Source organism: Burkholderia sp. BCC1993 (assembly GCF_905339865.1).
Classification (GTDB): domain Bacteria; phylum Pseudomonadota; class Gammaproteobacteria; order Burkholderiales; family Burkholderiaceae; genus Burkholderia.
On record NZ_CAJPGZ010000003.1, the window covers coordinates 156,641 to 169,471 of the forward strand.

Annotated in this window: 12 protein-coding genes; 3 read left to right on the forward strand and 9 right to left on the reverse strand. The window is 59.3% G+C overall.

Annotation, left to right across the window (positions count from 1 at the left end):
- Positions 1–94 precede the first annotated feature (94 nt).
- From U4Y91_RS05800 to U4Y91_RS05810, 3 genes are all read left to right on the forward strand, one after another.
- A complete protein-coding gene (locus tag U4Y91_RS05800; protein WP_321804016.1) occupies positions 95–421 on the forward strand; it encodes a DUF1330 domain-containing protein in 327 nt (108 codons plus the stop codon).
- A gap of 344 nt (positions 422–765) precedes the next feature.
- The gene (locus tag U4Y91_RS05805; RefSeq protein WP_321804018.1) at positions 766–1,236 is read left to right on the forward strand and encodes a hypothetical protein; all 471 of its coding nucleotides are present in this window, start codon (positions 766–768) and stop codon (positions 1,234–1,236) included.
- Positions 1,237–1,564: 328 nt separating this feature from the next.
- Positions 1,565–2,428: an AraC family transcriptional regulator gene (locus tag U4Y91_RS05810; protein WP_321804019.1), complete on the forward strand. Its 864-nt coding sequence runs from the start codon at positions 1,565–1,567 to the stop codon at positions 2,426–2,428.
- A 302-nt stretch (positions 2,429–2,730) separates the two neighbouring features.
- Here U4Y91_RS05810 and U4Y91_RS05815 read toward each other — a convergent pair whose 3' ends face one another.
- From U4Y91_RS05815 to U4Y91_RS05855, 9 genes are all read right to left on the reverse strand, one after another.
- Complete coding sequence (locus U4Y91_RS05815; RefSeq protein ID WP_321804020.1) at positions 2,731–3,204, reverse strand: Lrp/AsnC family transcriptional regulator; 474 nt, start codon at positions 3,202–3,204, stop codon at positions 2,731–2,733.
- A 448-nt stretch (positions 3,205–3,652) separates the two neighbouring features.
- On the reverse strand, positions 3,653–3,904 hold the full coding sequence (locus tag U4Y91_RS05820) for a DUF1330 domain-containing protein (RefSeq protein ID WP_321804391.1): 252 nt from the start codon (positions 3,902–3,904) through the stop codon (positions 3,653–3,655).
- Positions 3,905–3,991: 87 nt separating this feature from the next.
- Positions 3,992–4,966, reverse strand: a complete 975-nt coding sequence (locus U4Y91_RS05825; RefSeq protein WP_321804022.1) for a quinone oxidoreductase — start codon at positions 4,964–4,966, stop codon at positions 3,992–3,994.
- Between the two features lie 48 nt (positions 4,967–5,014).
- Positions 5,015–6,688 carry a thiamine pyrophosphate-binding protein gene (locus U4Y91_RS05830; protein WP_321804023.1) on the reverse strand — a complete coding sequence of 558 codons (1,674 nt, stop codon included), beginning with the start codon at positions 6,686–6,688 and terminating at the stop codon, positions 5,015–5,017.
- Between the two features lie 15 nt (positions 6,689–6,703).
- The gene (locus U4Y91_RS05835; protein ID WP_321804024.1) at positions 6,704–7,288 is read right to left on the reverse strand and encodes an SRPBCC family protein; all 585 of its coding nucleotides are present in this window, start codon (positions 7,286–7,288) and stop codon (positions 6,704–6,706) included.
- Positions 7,289–7,398: 110 nt separating this feature from the next.
- Positions 7,399–8,634 carry a PLP-dependent aminotransferase family protein gene (locus U4Y91_RS05840; RefSeq protein ID WP_321804025.1) on the reverse strand — a complete coding sequence of 412 codons (1,236 nt, stop codon included), beginning with the start codon at positions 8,632–8,634 and terminating at the stop codon, positions 7,399–7,401.
- 469 nt (positions 8,635–9,103) lie between these two features.
- A complete protein-coding gene (locus U4Y91_RS05845; RefSeq protein WP_321804027.1) occupies positions 9,104–10,306 on the reverse strand; it encodes a PLP-dependent aminotransferase family protein in 1,203 nt (400 codons plus the stop codon).
- Between the two features lie 163 nt (positions 10,307–10,469).
- Positions 10,470–11,573, reverse strand: a complete 1,104-nt coding sequence (locus U4Y91_RS05850; protein ID WP_321804392.1) for a branched-chain amino acid ABC transporter substrate-binding protein — start codon at positions 11,571–11,573, stop codon at positions 10,470–10,472.
- Positions 11,574–12,035: 462 nt separating this feature from the next.
- Entirely contained in the window at positions 12,036–12,485 is a 450-nt protein-coding gene (locus U4Y91_RS05855; RefSeq protein WP_321804029.1) for a hypothetical protein, read from the reverse strand.
- Positions 12,486–12,831: the final 346 nt, after the last annotated feature.

Sequence of the window (12,831 nt, forward strand, 5' to 3'; positions counted from 1 at the left end):
TGATGTGAGCGGCTTCGAAGCCGTGCCGCATCTCGTACACGAATCGGCGCCGTTGCACTGAATGTTCAGCAGTTTTACCCTTGGAGAGTTGGAGATGGCAAAAGGATATTGGATCGGACAAACTGACGTTACCGATCCCGAGACGTTCGCCGAGTATTCGAGGCTGAATCAGATCGCGTACCGGAAATATGGCGGTCGCTATCTGATCCGGGGTGGCGAGGCGGATGTAGTGGAAGGCCAGTACCGGTCACGCCTGGTCGTGATCGAGTTCAAGGATTACGAAACCGCGCAGGCCTGCTACCGGTCGCCGGAGTACGTCCGCGCAGCGGCGTTTCGAAAGTCGGCGGCGATTGCCGACGTTGTAGTTGTCGAAGGTTATGTCGGCCTCCAGCCCGAGGAAGTCGTAGGCGCCGCAAGCTAGAAAAGCGCGGTCCCTGTACTCGCCCGCGACGGGATGTGCGCCTGATTTGCCAACGAATCATTTGGCTTCTGCATTTCCATTCGTAGTCGAGGGCGCCCACCGAAGAAGCAGCGTCGCTTGCCGAAGCGAGCGCGTCACGCCCCTCAACGAACCCGACCACATCAATGATCTACCGGCCCGCCACAGCTTCAAGGTCGTCATGTCCGAAATCATGCTGTGTGAACGGGCGGGCCGGGACCATGGTTCCTAGCACGCAGAATCTCCTTCTTTCATATGCCGAGCGACTGATTCGCCGGCACGGCGTTTCGTCCTTTACCTTCGCAAGCCTAGCGGAATCCGCGTCATTGACCGAAGCAGAGGTAACCGAATGCTTTGGGAAAAAAGAGGCGCTCTTTATCAAGCTGATCCAGACGCATTCGGGCTATCTCGAGCAGGAACTGCGTGAAATATCCTTCGAGTATCGTGACGCAGAAAGTCGCCTGATTGCCTACGCATGCCTCGCTTCCGAGCATTTCGAGCAAGGCGTACCGTCCCTTCCAAACGTGTTGGGCGTGGCTCGCTCGAGTGTCCCGCCCGAAGTCGGTGCAGAGATCGAGAAACTGTTTCGTCTGCAGTTGAACTGGATCCGTCAGACGGTGCAGGAGCATCAAGCGGCGAAAGAGGTCGCGCCCGCCTTGTCGGCGGACCAGGCAGCATGTCTGCTTGCCAGTGCACTGGAGGGGGATGCCGTCATCGAGTGTGCGCTGAATACCGGCGAGCCTTCCGCCACCGCCTTCCTGCAGGCGCTTACGCTGCTTGGCATCAGCCGCCGATAGCACACCGAAATCGCGAGCACGCGTTCCGCACTCGTCGTGCGCTCCGCCCAATCTTCACATTCTGGCATTGAAATTGCTCTGTTAGAGTCGACGGTTCCCGAGCATGGCCCGGTCGGTCTCAAAGCAGATGCCCCCCGGGTCTCAGCGGCTAGTGACGATACGCGTCTCAACGCTGATCGCGAGTGCGAGAGTGTCTTCGTTGACGACAACGTGACTGTCCGCACCGGAGGAAATGTCCGGAAGGCGCACACTTTATGTGTGCAATCGCTTAAATTTCTCGTCGTGGTGCATTTATGAACTGCGAATCGGGCTCCAGGACAGGCTGACAATGACTACACCTTTTCTTCGCGTAAGCGAAGTTCTCTCCGGGAACGGGGCGCACCTCTTGCGCGAAGCAACTGTCGGCTGCGGTCTTGCACTTGCCGAGTGGCACAACCGCGACAGTTGGACCCGTTATGATCGCCCCGGGCATCATACGATTAGCGTGTATCTGGAAGGTGGCAACGATATCATTCGGACCGACCGACGGCTCGCCGGTGGTGCTCCGGACAAGCTATGTGTATTGCCTGCCGGCCATGTAAGCGAATGGAAGGTCGGCGGTGCGATTCGGATGTTTCATCTTTATATTGATCCTGACGTGCTGGCGTACCAGGCTCAGACGACATTCAACACTGGGCATCGCCAGATCGATCTGATGGATCTCACCTTTGTCGACGATCCGGCGATCGCGATGGTCGTGCGCGGTGGCCTACTCCCGCTAGATTGGACGGCCGCATGCGATCGGATGGCAGTCGACTCTGCCTGTCATTTGTTGATCCATCACTTGCTTCGTCGCCACAATACGCGTGCGACCCCTGCCGCGATAAAGGGCGGCCTAGCCCCGTCTGTTCAACGGAAACTGACCGAGTTCATCGAGGCGAACCTTGATGGGACCCTGAACCTCGACGATCTGGCCCGGCAGGCTGAATTGAGCACGTTCCATTTCGCAAAGATGTTTCGAGTCGGCATCGGCTTGCCCCCCCATCGGTATGTCGCGAAGCGACGTGTCGAGCGTGCCAAACATCTTCTGCGCGAGACCTCGATGGAACTGGTCGAAATAGCGCTCGCCTGCGGATACTCGTCGCAAAGTCATTTCACGAAGGCCTTCAAAGCCGAGACAGGAATGACGCCAGGGGCATGGCGACACGTTTAGGCTAGCTTCGGTGGTTCGGAATGGCACCGTGTCGATGCGTGGTGAAGAATCGAACAAATCGCCCAGATCGACGCGGTACAGGCGGACATGCATGCCGGTCCGTTCGAGAGGAATCGGATCGGTCCACCCTACTTCAAGTTCGCACGTGCTCGCGCTCAGTTGAGGAAAGCAAGACGATGCGGCACGCGGAACGCGTTGCGATGCCGGTGCGGGACATATCGCAAATACTACCGCGCTGCGTCCGTCTGACCGCAGCGGGTCGCGGCCGCATGACACGGCCGCTTGCCTATCGCATCGCGCGGTCAAAGCGGTGGTATGACCGGTGCCTTCACCTCACTGATGACGAACGACGTACACACTTCCTTGATGCTCGGACATCCATTGATATGCTCCCGAACGAAATCACCGAATAGTGACGGCGTCTTCGCCATCACGACAAGATGATAGTCGTATTGGCCGGAGATGTTGTGGCAACTCAGCACCTCCGGTAATGGCCGGATAGCTGCCTCGAATGCCCTCATATGTTCCGTCGACTTCGGTGCAAGAGCCACCTGAACAAGAGCTGTCACTTCGAAGCCGAGCTTGATGAAATCCACGCGAGCGTGATAACCCGTTATCACACCCGCCGCCTCGAGGCGCTTGACGCGACGCCAACATGGGGATGTACTCAGGTTGACCTTCTCGGACAACTCTGCGCTTGAGAGTCGCGCATCACGTTGCAACGCGGCAAGAATTTGCTGATCCAACCGGTCCAGAACAGGTATTGAACGATCCATTTCGCCACTCCACTACTATCAACTGAACTTTTTCGTTACAGGTCCGTTTCGACCTGCAATTTGAGATATCCCGGCATGCCGGCTCGGATAAGCTGGTGGTGACGGTTGCCGTTACAGCCGTCTCCGCGAATGTCGCGTTGTTCCACCGGACCACGCGCACGCGAGCGGTCGTTCGCGTGCGTACCAATCCGCATGCCAATGCAATGTCGACCGGACTTGCGTGACCCAAGTGTCGATGCAAGTCGTTGCAGCACATGTCACCCGATCGGTACCGAGTCCGGTCGGACGGCCGGCGTGGCCATCGCATCGCGACACAACGAAATCAATGCCTGCCGATGCCGGCGGGCACGGATGCTCCGCGCGCAACCAGCTGCGCGGCTCGAACGCACGAATCGACATGCGGTGTTCCCTTGTTGCCGAGGTCAAGGCTTCTCGTAACCTTCGACAATCACAATGTCGGCCGTCGACGCCTGTCTGCGCAGTACTTTCCCGGTGCATACTCGGGAGAATCGAAGTAGTCGAACGCGCGCTGGTAGCTGGCGAACTCGATCACCACCGAGCAAGACCGAACCTCGCCTTCGACGTTTCTGACCGCTGCACCGAGGATAATGAATCGCAGGCCATACTTCTCGAATACGGCAGCGTTCGCGCAGCCATAGGCCTTATAGGCATGCGGGGCCTCGACATCGACGAACGCAATTCAGTATCCCTTCACCATTCTTCCCCTCCCGCAAGATTGGGAAACACGCCTGTCATCCTGCCAGATTCCAGGCGGCAGCAGCCTCGCCTACGGTACGAGAACGAGACTGCCCGATGTGCGACGACTTTCCAGCTCACGGTGCGCGGCGGCGGCTTTGCTCAACGCGAATTGCCTGATCGAAGGTCCTGTTACGGTGCCGTCCTTCAACGTCTCGAAAAACTCGTCGGCCATCGCAACACGTTTTGCCCGCGTGGACGCATAGTGCGGCAGCATCGGACGAGTGACGAATAGCGAACCGCGCTTGGCCAGTTCCAGCAAACTGAAGCCGTCGACGGGCCCCGATGCGTTCCCGTAGCTGACGAACATACCCAACGGTTTCAGGCAATCGAGCGAACCCATTGCAGTCGTCTTTCCCACACCGTCATACACCACGTCGCACAATTCGCCCCTCGTGATCGCCTTGACGCGTTCGGCAAAATTCTCGCGCGAGTAGACGATGACGTCGTGGCAGCCATTCTTTCTGGCGATGTCCACTTTGTCGTCCGATCCGACGGTGCCGATGATCGTAGCGCCGAGGCGGGAGGCCCACTGGCAAAGCAACGTGCCGACACCGCCCGCCGCCGCGTGCACGAGCGTCACGGTACCGGCTTCCACCCGAAAGGTTTGCCGGATTAGCATTTGAACGGTCAGGCCTTTCATGGTGAGCGCGGCAGCTACTTCATCGCTGATCCACGCAGGCACCTTGAAGGCCAGATCGGCTTCGATGAGCCGTTCGGATGCGTAGCCACCGCCGCCCATCGTCGAATAGGTGACGCGGTCGCCCACGGCAAAGCCGGTCACATCCGACCCGATGGCCGTGACTGTTCCGACGCCTTCCTGGCCCGGGATATATGGCAGTTCGACCGGATACAGGCCGGAGCGAACATAGGTATCGATAAAGTTCACGCCGCATCGGGTCTGACTCACGCGCAATTCATGAGGCCGAGGTTCGCCGACCTCGGCTTCTTCGAATGAAAGAACGTCGGGGCCGCCATGTGTGTGAAAGCGGACAACGTGTGCCATGCAACTTCCTCCGGGAATGTGTTTCTCGATCTCGATGGATGATCGATGTCAGACTTCGCCAAAATAGACGCGACGATAGGAGATCGACGGAACCGTCCGGGAAATGTGGAGGTCGAGCAGGCTTGCCGTGCTGCCACGCTCGTGGTCGGCAAACAATTGGGAGAGCTTGCCGGGCTGGTCGACAGTGGCCCCCCGCAGGCCGAACGCTTGAGCGACAGCAGCCAGATTCGGCCGGCCGAACGTCGCTTCCTCGGGCGTGATGCCCTTCGGTACGAGCTTATGGATCTCGGCGCCATACGCGCCGTCGTTGAACGTCAGGATCAGGAGCTTGATCCCGTGACGAGCAAGCGTTTCGAGTTCCTGAATCTGCATCAGCAGGCTGCCCTCTCCTTCGATCAGGCAAACCTTTCCGTTGCCGCGGACCGCGGCCACGGCGACGGCCGCAGGAAGTGCCTGTCCGATCGCGCCGAATTCGGTGAAGAAGTGGTAACGATCAGCAGCACGCCCCTTGAGCGTCGGACCAGCGATCGTGAAGAAATGCGCACATCCCATCACGATGTCCCAGTCCTTCGGGATCACCCGATCGAGCTCGTTGACGGCTTCGCGCGGATCGAGCGTGTTCGGCTCGAGATGGAACGGCTTGTCGTCCTGCACGTCACGGGCGAGGCGCTCTGCAATGTCGGGCCGCCTATAGCCGGTGCGTGCCGGAGTCAGTTGACGAAGCTCGGTCGTGATGGCCTGCACGCCGGCCTTCGCGTCCGCGGCGATGTGGAGATCCGCGGTCCGACCGCCTTGCCAGAGGCCGCGCGGGCGCGTATCGATCTGCACCACTTTGGCGTTCGGAAAGAGATAGCCTGCCTCGGTCGTGAAGCTCCCGAGTCCCGCACCGGCAGACACGATCATGTCGGCGTCCGCGAAGAGCTCATGTGCATATGGACTGGCGAACGATCCCGCGACATCGAGATTGAACGGGTTGTCGTGAAAGGCGCCTTTCGCACGCAGCGAAGTCGCCACGAGCGCGCCGGCATGTTGCGCCAGGGTCGTGAGCGCCGGAATGGCCCCCGAGCGGTAGGCGCCATAGCCGGCGACCACGATCGGGCGTTCGGCCTGGGCCAGCATGGCCGTAGCTTCGCCGACCAGTTCCGGATCGGGCTGGATGCGCTGCCCGCGCGGGATCAGATCGGCGGACGGGATATATTCGATGCCCCATGCGGCCGCGGACATCTGCAGGTCGAGCGGGACACCCAGCACGACCGGCGTTCGCTCATAACGCGCGATGTAGAAAGCTTCTCGCACATCGTTCAACATGCGGTCCGGATGCCGCAACGGAATGTAGCGCGCCCCCGTCTTTTCGACGACAGGCCCGAGATCGAATGCCTGGTTGTGGAACAGGTCGGTGATCGGCGTATCGCCTGCAAACAGGATCAGCGGCACATTTCCGCGCGCGGCAACGGTCAGCGACGTGACCGTGGGCGTAAAGCCAGGTCCACAGGTCACGGATGCAATGCCGACCTTCCCCGTCGCGCGACTGTATGCGTCCGCCATCGCAACGGCGCAATTCTCGTGGCGAGCGTGAATCGCCCGTACCCCGCAATCGCGTGTCAGCGATGTAGCCCAGTACATGTTGCCGTCTCCCATTAGATGGAAGGCAGTGTCGACGCCCTCTGCTGCGAAAGCCTTGGCCAGAAGCTGGTAGTTGAGTTCTTCGGGTTGCGAAAGCATGACGGTATCCTTGCTTTATTTTCGACGGAAAAGATTCTTCAGCCAGCCGCGCAAGGCTGCCCGCAGAAGACGGAAACCACTGATTTGCGACGTTGCGGCCGCGGTTGCCTGCGGCGCGTGGACGGCATCGGGGATCGGTGTGCCTGCCGGCGCGCGTTTGAGCTCGAGGCGTCGGGTCAGGTTGGCGACGAACTCCTCGAGCAGCGCCCTAGCGACGAACACCCCGCCCGTGCGCGCGAATTGTGCGAGAGGCCCGGTGACGTTGAAACCGCCATCGATGACTACGGTGGTCATGTGCGTGCCCGACGCGACGATATGCGCGGAAGCCATCGCGCGCGTCGATCCCTTCTGATCGACCCCGCCGGCTTCGATATCACAGGATTTGGCCGCGTGGTCATACGTGAGTCGCGATTGCCCGCGGAAGTTCGCGACCGTCGGTCCAAACTTGACCGAAATCGTTCCGTCGTAGACGCCGTTGCCCTTGTCGGACGTCAATGTCATGCCCGGTACGCAACCGACGACCTGCTCGGGGTCGGCAAGAATCGGCCAGACGTCGGCGACCGGCGCAGCAATCTCGATGGATTCGGATAGTTTGATCATCGCGTGTTCAACCCTTCAAAAGCATGTCCGTCGAATGGGGGATTCATCTGGCCGACCGTAACCGTGCCGGGGCATGTGCCCGTATGTCCGCGCTTGCCGACGCGTGGTGGTCACCTTTGGCGTTGCAGTGTGCGCACAGCCTGCGCCAGTCGACGAACGCCGTCGGCCAGGCGCTCCGGCGCGTTGAGCGTGAAGTTGAGCCGAAGCGCGTGGCGGTTCTGTCCCCACGGGTCGAATACGCTGCTCGGCCCCACCATGACGCCGGCGTCCATGGCGACCGGAACGAGGCGATCGGTATCAATCGATGCGTCGCGTGCCGTTGCCCACACGAACATGCCGCCGACCGGTACGTCCCATTCGAACCATTCGCTCAGATGTGCGTCCATGGCTGCACAAAGCGCGTCGCGTCGTTCGCGGTAGAGTTTCACGATGACCGGATTCAACCGCTCGATGAGGCCACCCTCCAGCGCCGCGAGGGCAATCCGTTGATTCAGTCCGCTCGAGCACAGGTCCGCGGCCTGCTTGGCCGCGGTGAGCGCCTGGATCATGTCCGGTGACGCGATCGTCCACGCGATTCGCAGCCCGGGGGCAAGCGCCTTCGACATGCTTCCCATGTAGATCACGGGCCCGTCGTAGTCACCCGATCGCGACTGCCGAGCCGAAAGTTCGATCAATCGTGGCAGCGACGTGCCGCCGTAGCTCAGCGAGCCATAGGGATCGTCTTCAACCAGCCATACGCCAGTCCGATGAGCTGCGTCGACCATGGCGCGACGCGTTGGGGAACCGACGAGCTTCCCGGTGGGGTTCGAAAAATTCGGCACCGAATAGACGAATTGCGCGCCGGCGAACGACGGCGCCAGGTCGAATTCACGTTCGCCAAGGACGAGATTGCGATACCGCGGGGCACGCGGACGCCACGCGTCCATCGCACCGACGTAGCTGGGGAACGGTGCCGCCACCATGCTGCCCGGCTCTATCAGCACCTTGCCGATGAGGTCGAGGCCTTGCGTGCCGCTAGCCGTTATCAACACGTTGTCGCGCCGTAGCCGCAACGCGGATGAACTGAATCGAGCCGCAATTGCGTCTCGCAATGCCGGCAATCCGTCGGTCGGGCCATAGCCCAGGCATTCGTGCGGATACTTGACGACGGCTTCCCGAGCAAGCGCCGCGAGTTCTTCCGTGGGAAACGCTTCGGGGGCCGGCAACCCGCCGGCGAGGTTGATCAGGTCAGGAGCATTCGTGGCAGCGACAAAACGGCTCGTCAGATCGTTCGTCGTCTCCAGCCACGAAGAGAAGCGCGGGCTCGGAGCGACACCGTAGGCCTGTTGAGCGTACAGCTGGGTCATCACTGGAAAAACCTCACTTGGCGTGCACCAATCGGGGCAAAGACCGACGCCTCCGGATCGACACTAATTGCTCTGGTCTCGGCCGGCACGTTCGTCTGCGCCAGCAATGTTTGTGCGCTCATTCCAGCCCGAACTCTCTCGAACAAGCCGGTTCGATTGCGGAAAGGTGTAATGCCATCGTGACATTCGGGCGCCAGCAACGGCAGTGAAAACCACTTTATCGGTGCGCGGCTATGGCCGTCTTGCCTGTCCTTGCTAACGGATTGCATATTCTTGGGAAAAGTTTTTCATGTGTGATGCGGCATCAGGATTGACGTCAAGTGGGCACACGCGGGTTGATCGATTGCCTCGCGGCGGCGGCTGACGCGCGCCCGTTGAACAAGCGCGCGACATCGGGGGGTGGCGCGGCCCGCAAGACAATTGACGCAATGAGCATGCGCGACAAGGGCAAGTGACCAGTCCACGAGCCTCAACACAAATGCACGTGGAGTTGTTTGCCCATTCTCGTGACGCCGTCGATGATCGCGGACTCGGCCGTTGCCGAGTAGCTCAGCCTCGCGTGATTGACCGGCACGACACCGTCGCCCGCAAAGAAGTGCATGCCCGGGACGTAGGCGACTTTCGATTCCGGTAGCAGAACGTTCTTCAAAAATACGCCCGCATCGAATGTCTCGGGGAATGTCAGCCACGTAAACATTCCGCCCTCCGGATTCGTGTAAGCCACGCAATCAGGAAAGGATGCACGGATAACGTCGAGCATCAGCTGCTTCTTCTTCCGATAGCCGTCGGCCAGCCGGCCCACATGTGTGTCGTGATCAAACGACTCGAGATAGGCATTCGCCACTTTCATGTTGACGGTACTGCATTGCGTATCGGCTGCTTGCTTCAACTGCGCAAGGTTGCGGACAAGGTCTTTGTCGCCAACCACCCAACCGAGCCTCATTCCGGGTACGAGGCTCTTCGAGAAGCTACCGACAAAGATCACGCGTCCGTTGGTATCGAAATGCTTGATTGGCGGCACGGATTGCCCGGAGAACCGGATGTCCCTGTAAGGCGAATCCTCGACGATGTAGAAGTCGTGCTCTTCGGCAAGCTCAACGAGTCGCTTGCGACGCTCGAGACTCAGCGTTACACCGGCCGGGTTCTGGAAATCCGGTATGACATACATGAACTTCACGCCAGTGGTGCGTCGGAGAATCTCTTCCAGTCGATCGGTGTCGATTCCATGATCGTCCATCGGAATCCCGACGTACTGCGGCGCATACGCATTAAACGAGATCAACGCGCCGAGAAACGTTGGTGCCTCGACGAGAATGGCATCGCCTTCGTCGATGAACGCCTTGCCGAGAAGATCGAGCCCCTGTTGTCCGCCATGAACTATCAGGACCTCGTCCTCGTCGCAAGATACGCCATCCCGATGCATCTTCGCGACGATCTTTTGCCGAAGTGACAGGTCGCCCTGGGAGTGCGTATATTGAAGGGCTAATTCGTCCCGCTCGATGACGGTGCAGTAGGCTTCGCGAAGATGGTTGACCGGGAACATCGAGGCGTCCGGATATCCGCCGCAGAAGGAAATGACTTCGGGATCATGTTCGAGCAGGTGCAGTTCCCGGATTGCGGAAGGTTTGACCAATCGCATTCTTTTCGAATAGCGTACTACAGACTCAGTCATGTTGATGCTCCAGTCAAATTGTCTGTACTCGGATAATGGGTATTCAGATCAGTGGCATGGAAAATCGCGGCATGGGGCCGCTCTGGCGTATCTGCGCGGAATTCGGCGGTCCGGCATGGACATCGCGCGGACCGCCGTCCCGGCGCGTACGGTCAGCGCGCATTTACAGCTTCATCACGTCAAGCAGCGTCTTTGTTCCGCCCCGGTAATCATAAATCGAAATTCCCTTCTGCTTAAGATCGCCTTTTTCGTCGAACGATATTGGCCCGATGACGCCATCGTATTTGGTCGATGACATCGCTTCGAGGATCTTTGCCGGATCCGTTGAGTTCGCTCGTTTCATCGCGTCGATCACGACATTGACCGCGTCATACGAGAAAGGCGCATACCCTTCGATTTTCTGGTTGAAGATGCTCGTGTATTTCTTCTTGAATTCGACACCGCCCGGCATTTTCTCGAGCGGAAGGCCGGCTTCCGAACACGTCAGCTTCGCTGCCGCCTCGCCGGCCAACGTGGCGAATCGCTCCGTGCACATGCCGTCACCCGAGAGAATCCGGGCTCGCAAGCCGAGCTGATAGGCCTGCTTCACGAGTTGCGGTCCAGCACCATCGGCTCCGCCGTACATGATCAGATCAGGGTTCTCGTTCTTGATCTTCGTCAGGATGCCCTTGAAGTCGACAGTCTTGTCGGTACTGGCATCACGTGACACGACTTTGATTCCAAGTGCTTTGGCGCTCCTGGAAAATTCATCGGCCAGCCCCTGTCCGTAAGCCGTAGCATCGTCAACGATCGCAACCGTCTTCGCATTCATTTGCTTGGACGCATATGCTGCCAACGCGGGGCCTTGTTGAGCATCGGTGGCCATCACCCGGAATGCCGTCTTGTAACCCTGCTGCGTATAAAAGGGGTTCGTCGACGACGGGGAAATCTGCGTGATGCCGGCATCACGATAGATTCGAGATGCCGGAATCGTCGCACCGGACTGGACATGCCCGATCACGGCGACGACTTTGTCGTCAACGAGCTTCTGCGCCACCTGGGTGGCAAGCCGCGGATCCCCGGCGTCGTCCTCGATTTCCAGCTGCAGATCGATCTTCTTGCCGTCGATGACCAAGCCCTTTGCGTTGGCTTCGTCCACGGCGAGCTTTGCTCCGTTCCTGACATCCCTGCCAATGTGAGCGACAACGCCGGTGAGCGGGCCCGCAAGCCCTAGCTTGACCACCTGAGATGTTGCGGCGGTGGCGAGCGATGAAACATTCAAGACCATGACCGACAGTAACAACGCCGTATTGCGTGTTGCGAAGCTCTTCATATCGACGTCCCAGATGTTGAGTTGACCATCACTGTTCGCGACCCATCCGATTGCATTGATAAGGATGGTGAACCAATATAGCCAGCCAATTAGGGCATTTGCTGTCGACTTGAAGTGACCTGCACCACGCAATCAGAATGACTGTTTCGGCTGATCGGTAGGAGCGAAACGAACGTTTCGTTTGCTGGCCGATATGCAATCAGCCGCTGCTTGCGGTGAAGTTCCCAATCAAAGCGTTCCCCGAAAATTCGGATTGAAGTATCGTGTGCCGGCTGTTCAATTTCGGCGTCCGGCCGACTAAGTCATCGAAGTTGGCAACGGCTGCTACACCGTTTTTTTGTTGTGCTCATGCAATACGCATATCAGGAGAACCACGATGAACAGCGATTTCACTGACCCAACGGGCACGGCGACGAATTAGGCACCTGATGTGACCACGCGGACAACGACAGCGAACGCAATACCCCCCGCCACTATCAGTAGCGCCGGACAGTGCCCCAGCGCGGAAGTCGGCAAGATGCGGTGATTGTGAGCCTGTTGCGCCGCCGCGCTGGTGAAGAACTCTATCGCGCAGGAAGCATCGGTCCGGGAAGGTTTTCTTTGCTGGCACGTAGTGTCCGTGTGACGGGACGCGACGGCCTGGGCTGCGAACGTGCGGTACGGGCACAGATGCATCCCGGCGAGTTCAGCGCCGACATCGGTCAACTTTCCGGCAAGCCCGTGGTGGTCGATGTGTGAGCGATCGATGACGTCGAAGCACTGCCGTTGCCCACCGAAAGTCTGTGCGTGCTGATCATTGCCGAAGCCAACCGTGCCGAGAAGATCACGCGCGCGCTGATTCTGCGGCGTGTTGCTGCAATCGAGCATCGGGAGGGTCCCCGTCATCGTCAGAGCAGCGGAAACGCGAGGCTCGTCGCTTAGACATTACGGCCATCAACGGGTGTCAGAACGACTCGAGGCGGTCCGTTACCGCTCCCGTGACGACGGCAGTGAAACTGCAACTCACGGTCCATCACTTTTTCCTGTTTTCAGGTGCCAAGCCGAATACCGGGTAGTTGAATGCTCGCGACGTCATGGTCAACAGCAAAGGATTCGTTCTAACCGTCGCCTACGTTCCAGGGAGTAACGAACTTGCTTTTCCGCTGGAAACAAGTGCCCAGACGTCAGCGCAATCGGTGACGTTAGCGCCGGATCGATCAAGCGCGTCGCCGCT

Excerpts from the sequence above, each read along its gene's own strand:
- U4Y91_RS05800 (WP_321804016.1), top strand. The coding sequence starts at position 95 with ATGGCAAAAGGATATTGGATCGGACAAACTGACGTTACCGATCCCGAG.
- U4Y91_RS05810 (WP_321804019.1), top strand. The coding sequence starts at position 1,565 with ATGACTACACCTTTTCTTCGCGTAAGCGAAGTTCTCTCCGGGAACGGG.
- U4Y91_RS05815 (WP_321804020.1), bottom strand. The coding sequence starts at position 3,204 with ATGGATCGTTCAATACCTGTTCTGGACCGGTTGGATCAGCAAATTCTT.
- U4Y91_RS05825 (WP_321804022.1), bottom strand. The coding sequence starts at position 4,966 with ATGGCACACGTTGTCCGCTTTCACACACATGGCGGCCCCGACGTTCTT.
- U4Y91_RS05830 (WP_321804023.1), bottom strand. The coding sequence starts at position 6,688 with ATGCTTTCGCAACCCGAAGAACTCAACTACCAGCTTCTGGCCAAGGCT.
- U4Y91_RS05835 (WP_321804024.1), bottom strand. The coding sequence starts at position 7,288 with ATGATCAAACTATCCGAATCCATCGAGATTGCTGCGCCGGTCGCCGAC.
- U4Y91_RS05840 (WP_321804025.1), bottom strand. The coding sequence starts at position 8,634 with ATGACCCAGCTGTACGCTCAACAGGCCTACGGTGTCGCTCCGAGCCCG.
- U4Y91_RS05845 (WP_321804027.1), bottom strand. The coding sequence starts at position 10,306 with ATGACTGAGTCTGTAGTACGCTATTCGAAAAGAATGCGATTGGTCAAA.
- U4Y91_RS05850 (WP_321804392.1), bottom strand. The coding sequence starts at position 11,573 with ATGGTCTTGAATGTTTCATCGCTCGCCACCGCCGCAACATCTCAGGTG.
- U4Y91_RS05855 (WP_321804029.1), bottom strand. The coding sequence starts at position 12,485 with ATGCTCGATTGCAGCAACACGCCGCAGAATCAGCGCGCGCGTGATCTT.